We start from the raw sequence: 20,428 nt of genomic DNA, 5'->3' as shown, positions 1-20,428 counted from the left end.
CGCGGCGGCAGCCTGCATCGTCCGGGCTGGAGATCATGCTCCTCGCCCGACCGATCGACACGACAATGCCCACTAATATACAATGATTTGTATACTCTTCTTAAGATTCTACGATCGCAAATGGGTAGATATAAATATTGATCTGGACAAAAAGCACTTGCTCACGAGGGAATCAGTCGATGTCGACAAAAGACCGTATCAAAGAGAAATATAGCGACACCCAGCGAAAGATCCTGTATCACCTCAAAACCGGGCTGCGAGCCGGCAAGTCTTACTTTAAATCCAAGTACATCGCAACCGATCTTGGCCTTTCCGCAAAAGAGGTCGGCATCAACCTTGCTATCCTCTCCGAGATCTGCGATGAGCTGGATATCAGGCGCTGGAGTTACTCGAACAGTACGACGTGGCGCGTCACCTCACGTGCATCATAATTTTATCCTGGAACGCTCTATTTTACGGCATGAAGATCATTGAGTTCGAAGCACCCGTCGAGTTTGTGGCCAATATCAATGACCACAAGGATTGTCTCATGTCCCAGGACAAGAACCACGAAAACCCGGAGGTGCTCTGGTTCAACATCGATGTCCCCAAGGGGCACGGCGTGCGGGCCGGAGACCGGGTCAGGGTGACCGTCGAAAAGATCTAGGACACCACAACTACAACCGCATCGCCGGGCATGCTCCGGGTTTCATCCGAGAGGGACCGAGAAGTATTCGGGGAGCGTCTCCAGGGTGATGCGGTATGAATCCACTTCATCCACGCTGACGATGAGGTAAAAGTCCTTTCCTCCCTTCTCGACGTTTTTGACGATGCTTCCGGGGTAGTGCAGGTCGGCTCCCTCTACGATGGTCCCGCTCTCGAGTTCCACGAGTGCCATCCTGAAATGCGCCGCCTCGGGCCTTATCGTCGAGGAGACGCTACAGTTAAGTCTCCATACCGCGTACGGCACGTGGAAGGCCTCAGTGATGCCGCCTCGCCCTTCCTCGATGTAAGCGAACGCAATGACCTTCTGAGTACCCGTCCAGGGCGGGTCGGAACCTCCGTAGAGCGTGAGGTTGTCGGGGAGGTGGCAGCAGGGGTAGTCCCAGACCCTGGTTGCGTAGGAGAGCCTCTGGGGTTCGAGCGGCGCGGCCGGGGTCTCTGTGGGGAGAACGGTAACGGGAGGCGTCGGGGTGGGGATTTCCGGGATCTCCTGCCCGGCCTCCGCTACGGGCGGCCGAAAGACCAGTGCCAGCACGGAGACGATGAGCAGGGCGGCAAGAATGCTGAAGACGTCGCCTTTATCCACAGTTTTAAAGGGATGTGCAGGGTAAAAAGTTCTTCGGGTTTGACTTCGCACTCCCGCCCGGAGATCGACGAAGACTGTCGTTTGAGGGTTGAATTTACCCGGTTTTTTCGTAACCCCTCTCCTGATAGAGGTTCTAAAACGGAACCGTTAATATGAAGCCGCGACTACGGTCATGGGAAGCATGGAAATCACTGAGGTGCGCACGTGGGTGATATTTTATCTGATCTCGTTCGTGGTGCTCCTTGCGGCGACCTTCATCACAACCCAGAGCGGTAGTCAGCTCTGGATCAGCCTGACGCTCATCATCGTCGTCGTCGGCGTAAATTTCTACCTGCTCTTCTCCGAGTTGAAGCGTCACCAGGCCAGGAAGGCCTTCATACACCGGATGTCGCAGTTCGAGGAGACCGAGACGGACGTGGAAACCGGCTACCTCTGGTGATGCTCAGGCGGCCCTGCGCAGAATCTTTTGCATGACGTTGTACGACACAAAGAGGTGCTCTACCTCTCTTGCCACGTACTCGGTCTTGCCCATGATATAGAAGCCGTCGACGGCAAGTGCAGAGTAAAAGAGGTGCGTAAGGTCGTTCTTCTGCTTCTCGGTAAAGTAGATGGTGACGTTGCGGCAGGTGACGGCGTCGAGGTACCGGGCGATGGGGACGCCCGACATCAGGTCGTGTTCCCGGAATTTAACCAGGCTTTTGATATGGGGGCGGACCTCGAACGTGCCGTCGTCGTGGCCGATGAAATGCTTGCGGAGCCTCTTCTCGTCGACGTTCTCGAGCGCCTTTCTGTCGTAGACCCCGGCCATGGCTTTCTGCAGCACCACGGTATCGATATCGGTCGCGTATATCGTTACGGTGACGTTTTTGTGGAGGGTCATCAGTTCGTGCGCGAGGATGGCGAGTGAGTAGGGCTCTTCACCCGTGGCGCAGCCGGCGCACCAGATCCGGATCGATTCCCTGCGGCGGGCGAGCTCGGGCAATATCTCCCGGCGTATCACTTCGAAGACTTCCGGGTCGCGGAAAAATTTGGTGACGTTGATAGTGAGAGCGTTCCTGAGCAGGTCGGCTTCCTGCGGATTCGCAAGGAGGTACTTGTGATACGTCTCGAAATCCGCGGTGTTTGTCAGGCGCATCCGGGAGAGGATACGCCGTTTGATGTAATCTTCCTTGTAGTTCGAGCACTTGATCCGAACCAGTCTCTCGATGCTTCTCTGGAGCGATGCGAATTCATCCATGGAACAGTCTACTCACGCCGGGTGTTGGTTTACGGAAGCGATCTAGTGGTTTCCGAGATCGCCGCCGAGATCGCCGATTACTTTCTGGACGTCGAGCCAGATGATAAGAGTCTTTGTCTTCTCTTCCTCTTCGTCCCCTATCTTGATGATTGCCTTGACATAACTGCTGATGGACGACGTGATGCCGTCGCTGACGCGTTCGATCTGGTCGTTTCTGACCGACACGACACTGTGAACGTCGTCGACGATGATCCCTACGTTCGACCCGTTCGTCACGTCCGGCATCAGCACGACGATCTTTCGGTTCTCGACCTCCTCCGATGCAGGGAGCCCGAGAAGATCGCGAAGGTCGATGATGTTCGTGATCTCGCCTCGCAGGTTAATGATGCCCGCGAGGTAGTCGGGAGCACGGGGAAGGGGAGTGATCGGCATCATCTCCACGATCTCTCGTGCAATCTGGATATCCAGTGCGTAGTGCTCCTCCCCGAGCTGGAACTCCACCACGTCTACGGATGCTGCCATCGTCTCCCCCCTAGTTCAGCTTGAACTGCATCATTACCTTCTTGAGCTGTTCGGCCATGCTTGCCAGTTCGTGGGAAGCGCTTCCGACCTCCTCGGTCGATGCGCTGACCTCTTCGGCGAGTGCAGCCATGTCCTCGGTGCGGTCCAGGCTCTCCTTGGTCATGTGGGTGGACTCGTCCATCTTCTGCATGACGTTGTTGGTGGAGCCCGCCTGGTCTTCGGTGGCTTTGGTGATCTCGCTGATGCCGCGGGTGACCACTTCCACGCTGTTGACGATCCGGTTTAAGCCCACGATGACCTTGTTGACGCTCTCGATGCCTGCCTGGATCTCCTGGTGGGATGCCTGCATCGAGTCGGTGGTCTTTTCGGTGCTTGCCTGGATCGTCCGGATCAGGTCCTCGATATCCTGGCTCGCCCGCTTGGACTCTCCGGCAAGGTTTCTGATCTCGCCGGCGACCACGGCGAACCCGCGGCCGTGCTCCCCGGCCCGGGCGGCCTCGATCGCGGCGTTCAGCGCGAGGAGGTTGGTCTGGTTCGCGATGTCGGCGATCAACTTGACGATGTTGTTGATCTCCCGCATCTGGTTGTTGAGGGTGCTGATCTCCCCTACGGTCTGCTTGGAGATCTCCTCGACGAGCTGCATCTTGTTCGTCGCGACTTCACCGAGCGAGGCCGCGTCGTTTCCTTCCTTGGAAGCCTTCGAGGCCTGCTCCATGACCGACTGCGACGTGCTTGCAATCTCTTCGATGGATGCCGAGAGGTCGTTGACGTCCGTTCCGATCTCCTCGATCTTATCGAGCTGGCGGCGTGCGTCCTCGGACGACTGCTGCGTCGAGACGGCGACCTGCTCCGTCGCCCGGATGATCTCGTCGGTGCTCTTGCTGACCTCCTTCGTCGTCATGTCCACCTGCTGAGCGGCTTTCGCCACGTCGGCGAGAAGCGCGCGGATAGCGGTCAACGAGGCGTTGTAGTCGGTCTTGACCTGGTGGAGCGGGTCGTCGGTTTCTGCTTCTACGAACGCCGTCAGGTCGCCCTTTGCCATGGCGGCAAGCGCGTTCCCGAGTTCCCCGGCGCTCTCTCCAAGCCTCTCGCTCTCCCGCTTCGCGGTCTCCATCAGGTCGCGGATCTGGTCCTCCCTCTCCCGCTGCTCGGTCCAGTCGTTCCAGACGTAGAAGGCCAGCTCGATCTCGCCGTTCCGGTCGAGAATGGGGATGGCGTTTAAGGTGAGGTACTTCCTGACGCCGTCGGGCCACTTGACCATGACGTCCGTCCGTGCGAGTTTCTTCGTCTCGTAGCAGGTGTAGAAGTGATCGCCGTCAAGGATGGTGATATCGTAGTCGTAGAGCTTCTTCGCGAGGGTTTCTTCGCGGGTGCCCCGCCACATCCGGGCATACTCGTCGTTGATGTCGATCCTGCTCTTGTCCGGGCGAAGGGTCGCGATGGCGAGTGGGTTCTGCTTGATCATCGCGTCGACCCGGTGCTCGGTATCCTTGACCTCCTCCTCCTTCTCCTTGAGGTCGGTCCAGTCGTTCCAGACGTAGAACGCCATCTCGATCTCGCCGTTCGCATCAAGGATGGGGATGGCGTTCAGGGTGAGGTACTTCCTGACACCGTCGGGCCACTTGACCATGACGTCCGTCCGGGCGGGTTTCTTCGTCTCGTAGCAGGCGTAGAAGTGCTCGCCGTCGATGACGGTGATGTCGTAGTCGTAGAGTTTCTTCGCGAGGGTCTCTTCGCGGGTGCCGCGCCACATCCGGGCGTACTCGTCGTTGATGTCGATCCGGCTCTTGTCCGCGCGGAGGGTTGCGATGGCAAGCGGGTTCTGCTTGATCATCGTGTCGACGCTGTGCTTGAGTTTCTCGGCCTCTTCCTTCTTATTCTGGAGGTCGGTCCAGTCGTTCCAGACGTAGAAGGCCATCTCGATCTCGCCGTTCGCATCGAGGATGGGGATGGCGTTCAGGGTGAGGTATTTCCTGACGCCGTCGGGCCACTTGACCATGACGTCCGTCCGGGCGGGTTTCTTCGTCTCGTAGCAGGCGTAGAAGTGGTCGCCGTCGATGACGGTGATGTCGTAGTCGTAGAGTTTCTTCGCGAGGGTCTCTTCGCGGGTGCCGCGCCACATCCGGGCATACTCGTCGTTGATGTCGATCCGGCTCTTGTCGGGGCGGAGGAGTGCGATGGCAAGCGGATTCAGTTTGATCATCGTGTCGATGCGATGCTGCATCCTCTGGATCTCCTCCTCCTCCTGCCGTTTTTCGGTGAGGTCGTTGTAGACCATGAGGATGCTCTCGACCGCGTTCTCGTTGTCGAGCAGCGGGATGCCGTACTGCTCGAGCGTACGGGTGCCCGAGGGGAGTTCGACGACGACTTCCGCATACACCCGCTTCTTCTCCTGGATTGCCTGTCGGAGGCCGGAACCCTTCTGGGACGTTATCCTGAAGTCTTTCAGGCTCCTGCCGAGCACCTGATCCATCGGGATTCCGCTCATCTCGGCGTAGGCGGCGTTTACCATCGTCACCGTGAAGTCCGGATCGACGACCAGGATGGGCATCGGATTCTGCTGGATGATCGTATCGGATCCCTTCAGAAGCATCTTTGCCTCGTCCAGCCGGTGCTTGAGGCGCTGCTTCTCCTCCTGCTTCTTCCCGAGCAGCGCGTTGATCGAGGTGGCCAGCGGCCGGTAACTCTCCGGAACGCCGGCAAGGTCGATCTGCACGGAGTCGTCGCCTTCAAGCGCCGCGTGGAGTGCGGCCTCGATCGCCTCGGGCAGTACCACTGCTCCCTGTTCCTGTCCTGTCATACCCGGCACAACCGGCCCGGTAAATAGTGCTTTCCTTCCAGGTTTATCGATCATCGATTACACATCCTCATCATGTTTTTTGTCCCGCCCGGCGAGTGCAGTTGCTATCGCCCGGTATTCCCTGCCGGCATCGCTCTCGGGCGCGTAATGGGAGATAGGGACCCCCTTTTGCTGCGTCTCGTAGATTGCAGGAGAGTACGGGACCGTGAATACCTGCTTGAACGCTTTTTTTACCTCGGACTCGAACGCCTTCAGTCGTTCTCTCTCCTTCTCCTCTTCTGCGGAGGAGGCGGGTGAGAAGATCCGTTTCAGGAAAAGCGCAAGCCCGCCTGTTCCGGCCGCCGGGTCGCCCGATCCTTTCCAGCGGGTAAGAATAGCGAAATCTGCGGCGACGTCTTCTCCGAGCATCTCCCTGATGTCGCCAAAGACCGCAGACAGGGCTTCCATGCCTTTCAGGGCGAAAGTACCGGCATCGAGGGTGACGACGGTGTGATCCGCTGCGACGAGGCCGTTGATGACGAACTGGCCCATGCTCGGGGGCGTGTCGATCAGGATGAAATCGTAGTCGTCCTTCACCCGGTCGAGGGCCTCCTTGAGCAGCCCCGCCCGGTTCTCGATGCTGTAAAGATAGGGTTCAACCCCCACGAGGTCCAGAGTTGCCGGAGCGAGATCGATCCCCGATGCCGTGGAGACGATTACATCGGTGATCCCGGCGTCGGGAAAGCCTTCAAAGACGCTCATGAAGACGTCATACATGCTCAGTTCGAGCGTTTCGGGGTTGACCCCGAGACCCGCGGTGGCATTGGCCTGCGGGTCGCAGTCTACGACCAGAACACTCTTGCCATCTTTCTGGAGGTACCCTGCAACGTTGAGGCACGATGTCGTCTTTCCTGTGCCGCCCTTATGGTGGGCGAATGCTATAATCGTAATGTCCAGCACCCCTCAATACCTCATTTGAAATAGATGTTATTAAATCTACTTTTATGATGCTATGTATATTCTAAGCGTCTCGTGTTTTTTGAAATATTTTTTCGTTCTAGATGTGAATTAGAGGGTTTTTTTGTCATTGTATTCCCGGGGGATCCCGGGGTGGAAAAAGAGCGTTGTATAAGCCAATCGCTGTCGGGAGATTCGGCGCACGACGGACAACAGATGTTAACGAGGGAGATCGCCGTCAGTGGGGCGCACTGTGGTTTTTCTGTCTCCGGGATCGATTGCGCCCCGGAGCCTCTGCACGCGCTCGGAGATCGACGGCCGGTAGTCTGGCTCGGAACGAAGAATTCCGGGGATCACGCCTTTACGACGGGAGGACGACGCTCCTGCCAGCAGGCCGGAAAGAAGGTTCTGGAGGAGATCTCCGGGATCCCCGACCCGGTAGCAGCACCTCATTGCATCGGCGGCGTACCGGTCGGCTACGAACTCCTCGTCGCACATACGGTGGTAGTACGTCCGGTAGGCGAAGAAGGCGGTCAGGAGGAGGAGGGCGATGAAGGCCGGCTTTGCACCCGGGAGGCTTCCCGCCTGCAGGGACGGGTACCCGAGGAACAGGAGAACCGGGAAGGCCGGAAGGGCTGAGAGAAGAGAAGAGCCCTTCCTTACGTGCCCCTCTTCGTGGAGCAGCACGAACCGGAGCGCGTCGTCGCTTGCCCCCGAGAGGTTTCTCTCGTAGAATGAAGGCCGGTAGCGGATGCAGTTGAGTGCCGGGCATCCCCGCATGGAGACGGTGAGGGGGCATCTCACCAGCCTCCTCCTGCGGTCAATCAACCCCTTCTCCTGAAGTTCCCAAAATATCCGGTACAGGCGGGAATTGCGGTCGGCCTCGCTCATTATGATTAAAATATAATAATGAATGTATATTAAATATTGCTCCCGGAAGAATCGCCGTTATTCTGGCGATTTTCCGATTTTATCCACGGTAATCCGCAGGTGTGACTTCCTCCCGGCGACGCGCCGCCCGGTCCGGTGCATCCCTCCCTCTCCGGTCCCCCGCAGAGAACGAACCCGGACGTGCGGCTGCACGGCCTCTACGAGTCCGGGCGAATCCCGGACCGCGTCCTCCGGTATCGAGCCCGGAATACGAAACCTTGCAATCTCCGTTTTTTTCACAATATTTTAATAATAGCAACCAAAATTCTGAATGAATAGAGTGGAGGTGAATCTGGAGAACCGGAGGGGTCATACGGCCGTGCTTGCGCCGGCACGGCGTGCGGCTCTCCGTTTCTCCGAGCGAATGTCCAGAATATATACGATCCTTCTGATACTGGCCCTTGCCGCCCTTGCCGGGGCTGCCGGATGCCTCTCCACGTCGTTTGGGGAGGTGACCTACAGCGGGGACGCCCTGCAGGTCCATGTGGAGAACGCCGGCGAGCCCGTCGAGAATGCCGTGCTCCAGGTTACGATCATGGAGGTGGGCGCGCTCGAACAGCGCGAGGCCTTCTCCGAAGCGCGGTATATCGACCTTGTTACGGGGGAGAACAAATACACGATCCGGGTAGACCTGCAGCCCGGCTCATACAAGGGCTTTCTGACCGTATTCGTCGGCAACGAGCGGAGAGCATCCGTCATCCGCGACCTGGAGGTAACAGCCTGATCCCGGCGGGACTCGCGGCGGCGCGGGGGATCGAACCCGCGGATGCCGTTTTCTCCGGGGCTGAGGTCTTCAATCCCTTCGCGTGCTCCTGGGAGCGCGTGGACTTCGGCGTGAAGGACGGCCGCATCATCGGCTTCGGGGAGTACCGGGGGACGCGGGAGTACGACCTCTCGGGCGCTTACGTGGTGCCCGGGCTGATCGACGCTCACGTCCACATCGAGAGTTCGCTCCTCGCGCCGGCGGAGTACGCCCGGCTCGTTCTCGCGCACGGCACGACGACGGTGATCGCCGACCCCCACGAGATAGCAAACGTCTGCGGGGCGCCGGGGATCGACTACATGCTTGCCCAAGGAGCGCGGACGCCGCTCGATATCCTGGTCATGCTCCCGTCCTGTGTCCCGGCAACGCCGTTTGACGCGGGCGGCGCCGTGCTCACGGCCGCCGACCTTGCACGGTTTCGGGGCAGGGAGGGGGTCGTCGGGCTTGCCGAAGTGATGAACGTTCCCGGCGTCCTCTTCGGCGACGAGGACCTCCGGGCGAAGATGGATCTCTTCGAGGTCGTCGACGGTCACGCGCCGTTCCTCTCGGGAAAGGACCTGAACGCCTACATCTATGCCGGCGTCCAGAGCGACCACGAGTGTACAGCGCTTCCGGAGGCGCGGGAGAAACTCCTCCGGGGGATGTATGTTATGATCCGGGAGGGCTCGACGGAGCGAAATCTCCACGACCTCCTCCCGCTTGTCGACGCCTGCACGGCGCCGCGGTGCTGTTTTGCCACCGACGACCGGCACGCCGACATGCTCGCCGGGGAGGGGCATATCGATGACTGCGTGAGAAAAGCGGTCTCAGGCGGACTCGAGGTCGAGCAGGCGCTCCGGATGGCCACGCTCTCCGCCGCCGGACGGTTCGGGCTCCATGACCGGGGCGCCCTTGCTCCGGGAAGGCTTGCCGACTTCTGCGTTGCCGACGACCCCGACCGCTTCCGCGTTCTGCGGACGTTCAAGCGCGGTGTCGAGGTGGTCGACGCCGGCTACCTGCCCCCTGCCTGCCCGAAGTCTCCCATGCACGCCCGCGTGCCGGAACCCGGCGATATCCGGATAACTGGACGGGGGGAGGCGCGGGTGATCGAGATCGTGCCCGGCCAGATCACGACCCGGGACCTGCGCTACCCGGTCGACGCCGCCGGGATCCCGGACCTCGACCGCGACATCCTCAAAGCGGTCGTCATCGATCGCTACCGGGCGACCGGATCCGGTGTCGGGCTCGTGCACGGCTTTCACCTGCAGGAAGGAGCGATTGCCGGGTCGGTCTCCCACGACTCCCACAACATCGTCGCGGTCGGGGCCGGCGACGCCGACATCGTCCGTGCCGTCGCCGAGGTGGTCCGGCTCGGCGGGGGGCTCGCGGTCGTCTCCGGAGACGATATAACCGCGCTCCCGCTCGAGTGCGCCGGGCTGATGTCGGCCCTTCCCTACGACGAGGTCGTGCGGCGGCTTGCGGCCCTCGAGGAGCATGCCCGGCGGCTCGGCGCGATCGCGAATCCCTTCATGTACCTCTCGTTCCTCGCGCTGACGGTCATCCCCGAGGTCCGGGTCACGGAGCGCGGGGTCTTCGACGTCGGGGCGTTTACGGACGTGCCGCTGTTTGAGGAGTGAGAGGACAGTTGAAGGGAACACCCCCTGAAGATACTCCCAACCCTTTTTGATCGCGGTCCGAAATTTGAAATCTTCTCGAAGGCCGTTCCTACGGTGCTTGGACTCAGTTTCTGTAAAGTGCTTTCCCTTCTGAACATCGTACAATCCCGTACACGGCTTTCCAGTGGATATCGCACCTTCGGTGCTCCAGCTCCGTTCCTGCCGGAACATCGCTTATCGCCACTGGGGAGGGGCTGACGGGGAGTGCGATGTTCCGACAGGAACGGAGCACGAGAAGGCCGAAGACCTTTGAGGGGGGCGCGCCCCCCTCGAAACTCTTCGAGTTTCTCATGCTCGCTACGCTCGCACTCCCCTTTGTCCCCACCCCCCAAACGCGATGTCCCCACGGTCCAGTGTACCGGGCTTTTTCCTCGTCTTCAAGGTTAACACTTGCAACCGAAGCCCCCTACTCATCAGAGTGCCGTTTCTCGTATCTCGTATCTCGTATCTCGTATCTCGTATCTCGGAGTATCTTGAGTTCCCCCCTCGATGTCCACGTAATAATAAAGTCTCGTCTGTTCCCCTCGTCTTTTCTCACCAAAACCACGTCACCGCCCCCGGCGCCAGCACCGCGATCAGGAGCAGGACGACCGGCTGGTGCAGGAAGTAGATGACGAGCGAGTGCCGGCCCAGGAACTCGAGCGGCCGGGCAAACGCCGGTTCCGCAACCGGGATTGAGATGTTCCGTTTTCCGTCCGGGTAGAAGAGACGGCCGCAGGCCATCCCGACCAGGACGAGGCCGAACCAGGGGAGGAGCGGGACGTAATCGAGGCTTGAAAATGATTCGGGGCGGATACCAAGCCAGAGGAGCGGCCACGGGCCGGAGACGAGGCTTGCCGCGTAGCCGGCGATGAGGCAGGCGATGCTCGTGATGATGAGTTTCTCCGGATCGAGCCGGACGAAGAGCGGCGCGAGCAGGATCGCAAGCCCGATGAAGTGCAGGATGCCGAAGACGATGTAGACGTTCGGCAGCAAGAGCCGGGTGACGGCGGTGATGATGAGGCCGTAGCCGAAGATAGTGAGGCCGCGCCGGACGTACTTGAGCGCGAGGCCGCGTCCATCGAGCCGTCGTGCGGCTCTGGCGTAACTGATGGTGAAGGAGAGCCCGACGAGGAAGATGAACGTCGATGCGGTCAGGTAGGCGAGCGTCCGGAGGAATCCGCCGGAGACGTTGAGCGGCAGGACGCCGAAGAAGTTGAGGTCGAAGGCCGAGTGGAAGACGATCATCGTCACGACGGCGACGCCCCGGGCGAGGTCGATCTCCCAGTAACGCTCTCCCGGCATGATTCTCCGTTAAAAGAGCCTTCGCCGGACGGGGGCGCCGCAGGCGGGGCATGTCTTCGTATCGGTTATCTCCCGGCTCTGCTCCTCGGTGGGCTCGTTGTAGAGCCGGGAGAAACCGCACTCCCGGCTGCACTCGATCACGACGAACGGGCTACAGATCCTGCCCATCTCCCCTCACCCCGCCTTGATGCTGTAAGCGTATCATGAATTGCCTACAATTTCATGGTGGATTCATCTGATAAGAGTTTACCCCGGGGTCGGGGGGAGGCACCCTTATTCCCCTGCCGGTTCTACTTTTTTTCATGAGCGACCGTGACGAGCATATCGTAGAGGCCGCCGGCAGATGCCTGGTCGTGATCCGGAACGGCCGGGTGGTCGAGGTCGGGACGCCGCAGATAGAGGACTGCCCGCTGGCACGGCGGTTCGCCTTCCCGGTCAAGGAGATGACGACGGAGGAGATACGGAAGAATATCGAGGAACGGATTCGATCGTTCGGGATGTGCACGCCGGAGCGCGAGGTCCTCGCCGGGCCGGACTTCGTTCTCTTCGGGGCGTCGGAACTCCTGAGCAGCGCCGTCCGCCGGGGAGACCTCGACGCCGCGGTGATCGCCTCCGACGGGGCGGGGACGCTTGTTGCGACGAACCCCGCCCTCATCCAGGGAATCGGCGGCCGGATGTCGGGGCTCGTGAAGACGAGCCCGATCCGCGAGGTGATCGCGCGGATCGAGGAGAACGGGGGCGTCGTCCTCGATCCGGCAACCGCCGCGATCGATCAGGCCGCCGGCGTCGCCCTGGCGGCAGAACTCGGCCACCGCCGGATAGCCGTGACCACCGCCGTTGCCGCCGAAGCAGCGGCTATCCGGGAGCGTTTCCCCGGTGCCGTGATCGTCGCCGTCCATACGACCGGGATCTCACGGGAGGACGCCGCGCTGATGGCCCGGTCGGCTGATCTCCTCACCGCCTGCGCCTCGCGTTACGTCCGGGAGGAGGCGGCGAAGACCGCGCTCCTGCAGGCGGGGACGTCGATCCCGGTCTTCGCGATGACGGCCGCAGGGAAGGCAGTCATCCTCGGGAAAGTCGCGGAGACCGATCAGCAGGTCATCGTCCACGGAGCGCGCCTCCCGGTGCCGGGATCGCAATCGCCCTCGCCGCTCCGCTGATCACCGGCCCGTAATGCCCACGTGGCCCGCGAGTTCGGCGAACTCGGCCAGAACGATATCGGCCTGTACATCTGCCGGGCTGCCGTCGCGCCAGTCGCCGTAGGCGGCGAACGCGGTCACCATCCCGAGATGCCTCCCGGGCGCGATATCGCGAATCAGGCTGTCGCCCACCATCATCGCCCGCGCCGGGGAGGCATCGAGCCGCTGGAGAGCGTAGAGGAGGGAGTCGGGCTCCGGTTTTCGCCTGCCCGAGACCTCCGGGGTCACCACGGTCTCGAAGTAGTCGATGAGCCCGGTCTTATCGAGCCGCCGGCGTGCCTGGGGCGCCTCCGCGTCGGTCACGACCGCGAGAGAGATCCCGGCGTCCCGGAGGCCCCGGAGCGTCTCCTCGACGCCCGGGTAGGCTTCGACCAGACCGAGTTTCACGTCCTCGTAGGTGCGGCAGCAGACCTCGAACGTTCCGGGCTCATAGACCCCGAGTTCGCTCATGTAGTCGCGTATGTTCTCGTGATCCTCGAACCCGTGAATTCCCCGGAGAAATTGCGAAAAGAGCGCTTCCGGGTCGCCGGTTCCGAGATAGTCGACCACGCACCGGCACGCCTCCCGCATCGCTCCGACAAGGTCGAAGAGGGTGTTGTCCATGTCGCAGAGGACCGCCTCTACCGCGTTATGCCGAGTGCCGTCAGGTTTCTGCATATCTTGAGTTCCCTCATGAATGCACGGTACGCTTCGTCGTCCCGGAAACGGACCTTCAGTTCGTCGAGGTCGTTGCCCTTCCCGCCGTACTCCCCGAAGATCGCGATGCCGTTGCAGTCGACGAACCCGAAGACGGCGGCGATGTTGAAGAGCAGCCGCCGGAACGCCTGCGCCGTGCAGATTGTTGCCTCCTGTCTATATGGGCGGTCGAAGTAGAAGTACTCGAGCCCCTCGGCCATGCAGAGGTCGGCCATGTAGATGTCGGCGGTCAGGAGAACCGGGAGAGCGTACCGCTCTTCTTCGAACCTTCTGAGCGCCCGGACGATGTTATGGTCGTTCTCCTCTGAGAGGTGCGTATGCGGGCCCGGCGCTGCAATCTCCGTCGCCCGGTCGCGGATGGTGCGGTACTCTTTCAGCGCGAGATACGCCGCTTTCCTCGACCGTTTCATCCGTTTGTTCTCGAGTTCCGCGATGTATTCCCGGCAGACGGGCGCCTGCGTCGTCATCTCCCCGATCGTCTTTGCCGGGTACTTGCGGTTGATGGCATACGTGATCTCGTCCCGGACGGTATCGACGATCAGGTAGGAGGCGTGATCTATCCGGGGGTTGTTCGATGCAAACCCGTGGTAGAAAAGGTTCGTATCCAGGCCGAAGAAGACGGCTTTCTTGAGCTGCCCGTAAGACGCGAGCATCGATTCAAAGGCGGTCTGGTTCACGTACCGGGCGATCCCGCTTGCGAACATGCACTCCTGGAGATCGGCGTAGGAGGGAAGTTCGCCGGCGATCGGCTCGTATTCGGCGAGCCAGTCCTGGAAGGTCTCGCGGGACGCAGGCAGTTCGAGCGAAAACCCGGTTCCTTCGGGACGTGCGACCATGATCTCGCCCTCGTAGAGCGGATAAGTAACGCGGATCTCTTCGAGGCTGTTGATGAGAACCTGCAGTTCGCCCTCCCTGATGACCGTATCGTTCATTCTCTCGCCCCCGCATCTTCCATGATATCCCGGATCTGCTGGATCTGGTGTGGGATCATCATGTAGGGTTTTGCGACGTCGTCGGTGCTCTTCATGGCGAGATAATAGATGTGCCGGATATCGAGCCCCGCGACCGAGACCGCGATGAGCGCCCCGGCGACCGTGACTTTCCTGCCCGAGGTGATGTCGATCGCCACGTCGAATCCCTGCCGGATGAGATCCCCCGCAAGCGACCGGATCGTCTGTCCGGCCCGTACGAAGTCTGCTTCGGGCAGGATCTCTGTTTTGATCGCGGGGGCGAACCCGTATCCCTCCGAGACGGTTCCAATCGCTTCGGCGGCGATCGATGCTTCCCGCGCATAGGGTTCTTCGGTGACGATGATGACCCGTTCGGGGCGCAACCCCTTCTCGTGCAGGACTGCGTGGTAAGCGTTGACGAGCGCCCATGTCGAGCGTCCGAGAAGTGCTATGTAGGCATCGCCGGAGGCGGGTGTCACGGGGTCGTTCACTGCTTCAAGACTCACCCTGATGCTATATAGGCTTTGTCGGAGCGGCTCTCCCGGGATCGGGGTCTGCAGCCGGTATTCCGCACCACGTCCTTCATAATTTTTGGATTATTGGCCCTGTATCCGCTTCCCCTGGAGTTGCATGACGGTTCTTGCCGGCTCATGGCGTCATTTCACTCACGGGGCCTCCTGAATAAGCCTTTAACGCGGAACAAATCGGAAAATACCCCAAAATATTTGGCAAATATTTTATGATCGATATCCCTATAGTGGTATAGTAGAGCGCGAAATTACCTGGAGAGATATGACCCATGGAGATACGAAGAGTGCGATTGCGGAAACCGGAAGACGTCTGGGGGCTGGCCGACCCGGAGCAGCAGAGGAAGACACGGCAGGACGCCATCGATGACGGCGATCTGGTAGAGATCACCCGGATGGGAAGGGATCTGGGGATCATGTATCCCCTTGCCGTCTCGGAACGGGCCGCACAGAGCATGGTTCCGTTCCCGAACATCCCGCAGGAGACCGTTACGGAGAACCTCTGGGACACCCTTCATGCGTTCAGGGACAAAGCCTGCACGATGACCGAGGGGGAGTTCGAGTTTCAGGTCAGCCTCTACCAGAACGGCCTTGTTCCCACACTGACCTTCAAGGCCGCGGTCTCCCCCGGGGACGACGGTGAACCGGTCATCACCATCATGCTGCCGGACGAGAACTGGGAGACGATCGGGTGCGACCACCACCGTACCGCAGGCGACGCAATGCTCACCGTCGAGGACGTAGCCTCGACCCTGAACTTCACCCCCGGCCGGATCCGTGAGTTCATACGGGAGGAGCGGATTCCGGCGGTCAAGTGCGGGGGATCCTGGCGGATCAAGCGCTCGGAACTCGACCGGATCATGAACGAAGGGTTCTGATCGGCTGTTTGGGGTTTTATTCGGGCGTCGATGGGTTCATTCGTCAGCAAGGCCGCACACCTATGGCGGTCCCCGTTATGCCGCAAGTAGCGGTTGGTTGGTCACGGCGCTGCAATGATGCAGGGGCCTCAGCCGCCGGGCGGTTATCCATGGCAGGCTTACGGTCCTTGCTGCACCGCATCCGTGACCGCCGCCGGGTACGCCTCACCGGTGCGGTGCGGGCGCTGCCCGGGAACCCCGGGGCCCGGGAAGCTAATATTCGTTCCTGAAACAGGTGATATATAAAGATTTTTTTTATTTTCCCGGCAAGAGAAACAAACATATTTAATTTTTAGACGTATAGTTTTCATTATGTGCATCGAGGCCCGACGAGCATTCCCGGACAGCCAATCCGCCGATCCGGCAGCCGGAATCCGCGATGTAATGATGGTGTTGCCGGTATCTGCGGGCGGGTGCGTGCCCGGACCCGGTGACAACCGTTCGCCGTCTCAGACGTTACGTTACCTGATCTGCGCAATCTTCGGGATCATATGCCTTCTCCTCCTGTCCGGTGCGGGGATGCCGGGTATGCCGGCGATTGAATCCGTATGCCCCATCGTGGCTCTGCCCGGGCTCTTCGGACCGAACGGCTCTTCGCTTATCAGGCACTGGATAAAGAGAGACGTCGAAGAGAGCGATGAAGAGGACGACCCAAAACCCCGGGTTGCCGGTGTGTCCGTCGAGGCACCCCGGGACGGGCATGTCCCGGCCGACGATAGGACGAGCGTCCTTGTGAGGCTTGAGAATGTCCCCGATGCCCTCCAGCGGTTCGATGTTCTCGTTTCGCCGGACGGGACGGCTGCCGCCCCTTCCCCGGCAGAGCCTCCCGTGGACTTCGCCTCCCCGGACGAGATCGATGCTCCCGTCCCGGCGGAGGGAGCAGAGGCTGAAGGAGTCTTCCCTGACTTTTCTCTCCCGGATGAACCGCCGTCGCTTGCTTCCGACGACCTGCCTGCCCCGTATCCCGGCTCCCTCAGCGACGAAGAACTCATGCAGATTCTCGAGTTCGACGATGACGCCTCCTCGCCCGGGATCGCCGAACTCGATCCAGAAGAGGAAGAGCCGGCGCCCGTGGCCGCCGGGAGCGATGAACGCCCGATCGAGTCGCTCATCGACGACCTCGGCAGTGACGATGCCGGGGTTCGCGGCCGTGCCGTCGGGGCCATCGCAGAACGTGGGGCAGACGCCGTAGAACCCCTGGTTCGGGCCCTCGCTCTTGCGGACGACCGGCAGCGGTGGTGCGTCGCCGAAGCCCTCGCCCTGATCGGGGAGGATTCGATCCCTGCGCTGATTGCTGCGCTCGGGGACAGTACGGCGCAGATCGGGGCGGCAGCCACGCTCGTGCGTATCGGGAGTCCCGCCGTGCCGCCTCTCATCGCGGCACTTGCCGGCGATGACGGCGAGGTGCAGTTCGGTGCCCGCTACGCGCTCCGGGAGATCGGCGACGAGGCAATCCCCTCCCTTATCGAGGCTCTCTGTGCGCCTGAGCGGAGCATCCGGAGGTCGGCGGCCTCCGTTCTCCGGGAACTCGGGTGGAAGGCCCCCGACGACGCCGGCGCGATACGCTACCTCGTCGCCGACGAAGCGTGGCTCGATGTCGCGGATTACGGGGAAACTGCGGTCGAACCCCTCATCCGCATCCTGAAGTCCCCCGACAGGGAGGTGTGGTGGAACGCCGCCCGGACTCTCGGGGAGATCGGCGGAGCCGCGGTCGATCCCCTGGTCGAGTTTCTACACGAGGCGGACGATGATATCCGCCCGCTGGCGGCCATGGCGCTCACGGAGATCGGTTCTCCTGCGGTCGAACCGCTCATCGGTATGCTCTCTGTCCCCTCCCTCCGCGGAACGGCGGCGGCGGCCCTGGTGAAGATCGGCGAACCGGCGGCGGAGGCGTGCATCCGTGCCCTGGACTCCACGGACGGGGAGGCACAGGAAACGCTTCGGAACGTTCTCGGTGCGCTCGGCGAGCCGGCGGTGCCGGCCCTGATCCAGTCGCTGACGTCCGGGCAGTCCCGTATCCGGTCCCGGGTAGCCGAAATTCTCGGCAGGATGAACTGGGAACCCTGGAACGACACCGAGCGGGCATGGTACCTGATTGCCCGGGAGGAGTGGATGGAACTTGCCCGGATGGGCCCGCCGGCCGTCGAGCCGCTGATCCGGACGCTCAACGGCGACGACGACCGTATACGCTGCGAGGCTGCGGCGACACTCGGCGAGATCGGCGATCCGGCGGCGCTAGGCCCGCTCGTGGATGCCCTCGCCGACGAGACCGTCGCCCCGGTGGCGGCGGATGCGCTCGTTGCCATCGGAGAACCGGCCGTGGCGCCCGTTCTCGAGGTGCTCGAAGATGGGGCCGGGGCCGCCCGGGAGAACGCCGTCGAGGTTCTGGGCAGGCTCGGGACGCCCGAAGCGGTTCCGGCTATCGTCGAATTCGTCAGGACCGGCGAGGACCGCCTTCACCGGAAGGCCGTCGACGCCCTGATCGGGATCGGTGCGCCCGCGGTAGACGCCCTCATCCCCCTCCTCGGCGAGGAGGGCGACGGGCAGGCGGGAGCGACGGCCGCTCTCACCGGGATCGGCGATCCGGCACTCGAACCGCTTGCCGGGGCACTCGACGGCGAGAATTCGTCGATCCGGATGGGAGCCGCAAGGGTCCTCGAGAAACTCGAGTGGGCTCCCGAAGGGGGGGCAGAGGAGGAGATCGTCTACCTGATCGCGCTGCAGCGATGGGCGGAGATCGTGGAGCTCGGTGCTCCTGCCGTCGATCTCCTGACGGCACGGCTCGGCGACCTCGATGAGGCGGTGCAGGCCGGGGCGATGGAGGCGCTGGTCGGCATCGGCGCTCCTGCGGTCCCCTCCCTGATCCGCCTGCTCGGCAGAAAGGCGCTCCGCGAACCGGCGGAAGAGACGCTTGTCAGGATCGGCGAACCGGCGGTGGAACCGCTGATCGAGGCCCTGGACAAGACCCGGCTCCGCAAAACGGCCGCCGGCGTGCTGGTCAGGATCGGGAGACCCGCAGCCGGTGCGCTCGTCCCGGTTCTCGGGCATCCCGAGATCGGGCAGACGGCAGCCGGGATATTCGAGGCGATGGGGGAGGCGTCCTTCGATGCGCTGGTCGAGGCGCTCGGGAACGACGACGCCCTGATCCGGCAGCGGGCGGGAGATGTGCTCGCCGGTCTCGGGGAAGCGGCTGCGCCCCCGCTCATCGGGGCGCTGGGGCATCCCGACGATACCCTCAGGCTCGGGGCGATCGATGCCCTCACCCGATTCGGGGACCCGGTCGTCGATCTGCTTACGCAGGCGCTCAACGATGAACGCTACCTGGTCCGGCTGGGTGCGGCCGAGGTTCTCGGCAGAGCCGGATGGGAGCCGCAGACCGAAAGCGAGACCGTCTGGTACCTGATCGCGAAGGAGCAGTGGGCTTCCGTCGCCGGGATCGGGCCCGGTGCGGTCGAACCGCTGATCCGGACGCTCAACGATCCCGACAGCGCGGTCCAGGTAGGTGCGGCACGTGCGCTCGGGATGATCGGGGGGCCTGCAGTCGCGAGGCTGATCTACGAACTCCGGACAGAGCAGGACGGCACGCAGAGAAAGGCAGTCGAAGCGCTCAAGATGATCGGCGAACCGGCGGTCATCCCGCTCATCGACGCACTCCAGGACCGCGACTGGCAGATCCGCCTGGGTGCGGCGCGGGCTCTCGTCGGTATCGGCGATCCGGCCGTCGAACCGCTGGTCCGGGCGCTCCGCGCCGCTCCCCCGGCAATCAGGATGGGAGCGGCCGCGACGCTCGGCAAGATCGGGAACCCGGCGGCCATCGAACCGCTGACCGATGCGCTCCTGCAGGATGACTGGCGCCTGGGGCGCGTCGTGGTGCGGGCGCTCGGCATGATGGGCGAGCCGGCGGTCAGGCCGCTCCTGCGCGTCCTCAGGGACGGGAACGACGCGTCCCGGAAGAGCGCGGTGGCGGCGCTCGTCCTGATCGGCGAGCCGGCGTGCCGTCTGCTCCCCGGTGCGCTCACGGACGAGCATTTCCGTGTCCGTGCCGGGGTCGCGGACGCTCTCGACCGCCTGGAATGGTCGCCCGCAACGGGAGAGGAGGCGGTCGTCTACCTGATCGCAAAGGAACGATGGGGTGATCTCGCCCGGGCGGGACCGATCGCGGTCGAACCGCTGTTCGCGGTGCTCGACGACCGCGACGACAGTATCCGGCGGCGGGCGGCGAAAGTCCTCGGGGAGATCGGCGACCCGCGTGCGGTTCCGGGGCTCATGAACCTCCTCCACGACGACTACTACAGCGTTCGGCGGGAGGCCGCAGCGGCAATCGTCGCCATAGGAGCCCCTGCGATGGAGCCGGTCGTAGCCGCACTCGACGACCCGGACGGCGATGTCCGGAAACGTGTGGCGGACGTGCTCGCCGAGATCGGGGATGCACGGGCGATTGCGTCCCTCGAGGGCATCTTCGACGACGAGGACTGGTATGCCCGGAAAGCCGCCGAGAACGCGGTGGAGAGGATCCGGGCACGGACTGAAAATGAGACCGGCGACCTGTAGGCCGGCCCGGACTCTTTTCCTGTCGTTTACGGGTTTTTAGCGGGTTGGTTGCGAAAGATGCCGCTTCCTCATATCCGGTGTCACGCTATTTCGCAACCATTATCTCTCCGGTTATGTGATCCTCCTATGATCCACCGTGAAACCCAACAGAGCCTTAATTGTTGCGATAACTC

Annotated in this window: 19 protein-coding genes; 8 read left to right on the top strand and 11 right to left on the bottom strand. The window is 62.1% G+C overall.

Features of this window, described 5'->3' with window-relative positions; translation table 11 throughout:
• The first annotated feature begins 179 nt into the window (after positions 1–179).
• Entirely contained in the window at positions 180–431 is a 252-nt protein-coding gene (locus MEMAR_RS07585) for a DUF7123 family protein (RefSeq protein ID WP_011844389.1), read from the top strand.
• 29 nt (positions 432–460) lie between these two features.
• Positions 461–646 carry a hypothetical protein gene (locus tag MEMAR_RS07580; RefSeq protein WP_011844388.1) on the top strand — a complete coding sequence of 62 codons (186 nt, stop codon included), beginning with the start codon at positions 461–463 and terminating at the stop codon, positions 644–646.
• Between the two features lie 42 nt (positions 647–688).
• On the opposite strand, the gene MEMAR_RS07575 is transcribed toward MEMAR_RS07580, so the two are convergent.
• Complete coding sequence (locus MEMAR_RS07575; protein ID WP_143706357.1) at positions 689–1,288, bottom strand: hypothetical protein; 600 nt, start codon at positions 1,286–1,288, stop codon at positions 689–691.
• A gap of 181 nt (positions 1,289–1,469) precedes the next feature.
• Here MEMAR_RS07575 and MEMAR_RS07570 point away from each other — a divergent pair, with 181 nt between their 5' ends.
• Entirely contained in the window at positions 1,470–1,727 is a 258-nt protein-coding gene (locus MEMAR_RS07570; RefSeq protein ID WP_048063975.1) for a hypothetical protein, read from the top strand.
• Positions 1,728–1,730: 3 nt separating this feature from the next.
• Here MEMAR_RS07570 and MEMAR_RS07565 read toward each other — a convergent pair whose 3' ends face one another.
• The 5 genes from MEMAR_RS07565 to MEMAR_RS07545 all read right to left on the bottom strand — a co-directional run bounded on the left by MEMAR_RS07565 (position 1,731) and on the right by MEMAR_RS07545 (position 7,587).
• Entirely contained in the window at positions 1,731–2,525 is a 795-nt protein-coding gene (locus MEMAR_RS07565) for a CheR family methyltransferase (RefSeq protein ID WP_011844385.1), read from the bottom strand.
• A gap of 42 nt (positions 2,526–2,567) precedes the next feature.
• A complete protein-coding gene (locus MEMAR_RS07560) occupies positions 2,568–3,047 on the bottom strand; it encodes a chemotaxis protein CheW (protein ID WP_011844384.1) in 480 nt (159 codons plus the stop codon).
• A gap of 10 nt (positions 3,048–3,057) precedes the next feature.
• A complete protein-coding gene (locus MEMAR_RS07555) occupies positions 3,058–5,901 on the bottom strand; it encodes a methyl-accepting chemotaxis protein (RefSeq protein ID WP_011844383.1) in 2,844 nt (947 codons plus the stop codon).
• 3 nt (positions 5,902–5,904) lie between these two features.
• Positions 5,905–6,786 (bottom strand): ParA family protein, encoded by an 882-nt coding sequence (locus MEMAR_RS07550; protein WP_011844382.1) that lies wholly within the window; start codon positions 6,784–6,786, stop codon positions 5,905–5,907.
• A gap of 216 nt (positions 6,787–7,002) precedes the next feature.
• On the bottom strand, positions 7,003–7,587 hold the full coding sequence (locus MEMAR_RS07545; protein WP_011844381.1) for a M48 family metalloprotease: 585 nt from the start codon (positions 7,585–7,587) through the stop codon (positions 7,003–7,005).
• A gap of 490 nt (positions 7,588–8,077) precedes the next feature.
• Between MEMAR_RS07545 and MEMAR_RS07540 the strand changes: the two genes are divergently transcribed.
• Positions 8,078–8,437 (top strand): hypothetical protein, encoded by a 360-nt coding sequence (locus tag MEMAR_RS07540; protein ID WP_143706458.1) that lies wholly within the window; start codon positions 8,078–8,080, stop codon positions 8,435–8,437.
• Positions 8,438–8,466: 29 nt separating this feature from the next.
• Complete coding sequence (ade, locus tag MEMAR_RS07535) at positions 8,467–10,092, top strand: adenine deaminase (RefSeq protein ID WP_081432627.1); 1,626 nt, start codon at positions 8,467–8,469, stop codon at positions 10,090–10,092.
• Positions 10,093–10,665: 573 nt separating this feature from the next.
• Here ade and MEMAR_RS07530 read toward each other — a convergent pair.
• Together MEMAR_RS07530 and MEMAR_RS13150 are read right to left on the bottom strand one after the other, a co-directional pair.
• Positions 10,666–11,415, bottom strand: coding sequence for a heparan-alpha-glucosaminide N-acetyltransferase (locus tag MEMAR_RS07530; protein WP_011844378.1), 750 nt, complete (start codon positions 11,413–11,415; stop codon positions 10,666–10,668).
• Positions 11,416–11,424: 9 nt separating this feature from the next.
• The gene (locus tag MEMAR_RS13150; protein WP_011844377.1) at positions 11,425–11,583 is read right to left on the bottom strand and encodes a hypothetical protein; all 159 of its coding nucleotides are present in this window, start codon (positions 11,581–11,583) and stop codon (positions 11,425–11,427) included.
• A gap of 134 nt (positions 11,584–11,717) precedes the next feature.
• Between MEMAR_RS13150 and MEMAR_RS07525 the strand changes: the two genes are divergently transcribed.
• A complete protein-coding gene (locus MEMAR_RS07525; RefSeq protein WP_011844376.1) occupies positions 11,718–12,575 on the top strand; it encodes a methanogenesis marker 8 protein in 858 nt (285 codons plus the stop codon).
• Here MEMAR_RS07525 and MEMAR_RS07520 read toward each other — a convergent pair whose 3' ends face one another.
• Genes MEMAR_RS07520 through MEMAR_RS07510 form a run of 3 tightly spaced genes read right to left on the bottom strand, consistent with a single transcriptional unit; the run spans position 12,576 to position 14,766 of the window.
• A complete protein-coding gene (locus tag MEMAR_RS07520) occupies positions 12,576–13,271 on the bottom strand; it encodes an HAD family hydrolase (RefSeq protein ID WP_048063796.1) in 696 nt (231 codons plus the stop codon).
• Complete coding sequence (locus MEMAR_RS07515) at positions 13,235–14,242, bottom strand: PIN domain-containing protein (protein WP_011844374.1); 1,008 nt, start codon at positions 14,240–14,242, stop codon at positions 13,235–13,237. The genes MEMAR_RS07520 and MEMAR_RS07515 overlap by 37 nt, the downstream gene beginning before the upstream one ends.
• Complete coding sequence (locus tag MEMAR_RS07510) at positions 14,239–14,766, bottom strand: hypothetical protein (protein ID WP_245526571.1); 528 nt, start codon at positions 14,764–14,766, stop codon at positions 14,239–14,241. The genes MEMAR_RS07515 and MEMAR_RS07510 overlap by 4 nt, the downstream gene beginning before the upstream one ends.
• A gap of 308 nt (positions 14,767–15,074) precedes the next feature.
• Between MEMAR_RS07510 and MEMAR_RS07505 the strand changes: the two genes are divergently transcribed.
• Positions 15,075–15,665, top strand: coding sequence for a helix-turn-helix domain-containing protein (locus MEMAR_RS07505; RefSeq protein ID WP_245526570.1), 591 nt, complete (start codon positions 15,075–15,077; stop codon positions 15,663–15,665).
• Positions 15,666–16,232: 567 nt separating this feature from the next.
• Positions 16,233–20,255, top strand: a complete 4,023-nt coding sequence (locus tag MEMAR_RS07500) for a HEAT repeat domain-containing protein (RefSeq protein WP_245526569.1) — start codon at positions 16,233–16,235, stop codon at positions 20,253–20,255.
• Positions 20,256–20,428: the final 173 nt, after the last annotated feature.

It is taken from the genome of Methanoculleus marisnigri JR1 (assembly GCF_000015825.1).
In the GTDB taxonomy this organism is placed as follows: domain Archaea; phylum Halobacteriota; class Methanomicrobia; order Methanomicrobiales; family Methanoculleaceae; genus Methanoculleus; species Methanoculleus marisnigri.
The sequence above is the reverse complement of the archived record's forward strand: the minus strand, read 5'-3'. Positions and strand labels throughout refer to the sequence as shown.

What these genes read in the sequence shown, in the direction of transcription:
- MEMAR_RS07585 (WP_011844389.1), top strand. Translation starts at nt 180, where the DNA reads ATGTCGACAAAAGACCGTATCAAAGAGAAATATAGCGACACCCAGCGA.
- MEMAR_RS07580 (WP_011844388.1), top strand. Translation starts at nt 461, where the DNA reads ATGAAGATCATTGAGTTCGAAGCACCCGTCGAGTTTGTGGCCAATATC.
- MEMAR_RS07570 (WP_048063975.1), top strand. Translation starts at nt 1,470, where the DNA reads ATGGAAATCACTGAGGTGCGCACGTGGGTGATATTTTATCTGATCTCG.
- MEMAR_RS07565 (WP_011844385.1), bottom strand. Translation starts at nt 2,525, where the DNA reads ATGGATGAATTCGCATCGCTCCAGAGAAGCATCGAGAGACTGGTTCGG.
- MEMAR_RS07560 (WP_011844384.1), bottom strand. Translation starts at nt 3,047, where the DNA reads ATGGCAGCATCCGTAGACGTGGTGGAGTTCCAGCTCGGGGAGGAGCAC.
- MEMAR_RS07555 (WP_011844383.1), bottom strand. Translation starts at nt 5,901, where the DNA reads ATGATCGATAAACCTGGAAGGAAAGCACTATTTACCGGGCCGGTTGTG.
- MEMAR_RS07540 (WP_143706458.1), top strand. Translation starts at nt 8,078, where the DNA reads ATGTCCAGAATATATACGATCCTTCTGATACTGGCCCTTGCCGCCCTT.
- MEMAR_RS07530 (WP_011844378.1), bottom strand. Translation starts at nt 11,415, where the DNA reads ATGCCGGGAGAGCGTTACTGGGAGATCGACCTCGCCCGGGGCGTCGCC.
- MEMAR_RS13150 (WP_011844377.1), bottom strand. Translation starts at nt 11,583, where the DNA reads ATGGGCAGGATCTGTAGCCCGTTCGTCGTGATCGAGTGCAGCCGGGAG.
- MEMAR_RS07525 (WP_011844376.1), top strand. Translation starts at nt 11,718, where the DNA reads ATGAGCGACCGTGACGAGCATATCGTAGAGGCCGCCGGCAGATGCCTG.
- MEMAR_RS07520 (WP_048063796.1), bottom strand. Translation starts at nt 13,271, where the DNA reads ATGCAGAAACCTGACGGCACTCGGCATAACGCGGTAGAGGCGGTCCTC.
- MEMAR_RS07515 (WP_011844374.1), bottom strand. Translation starts at nt 14,242, where the DNA reads ATGAACGATACGGTCATCAGGGAGGGCGAACTGCAGGTTCTCATCAAC.
- MEMAR_RS07500 (WP_245526569.1), top strand. Translation starts at nt 16,233, where the DNA reads ATGCCGGCGATTGAATCCGTATGCCCCATCGTGGCTCTGCCCGGGCTC.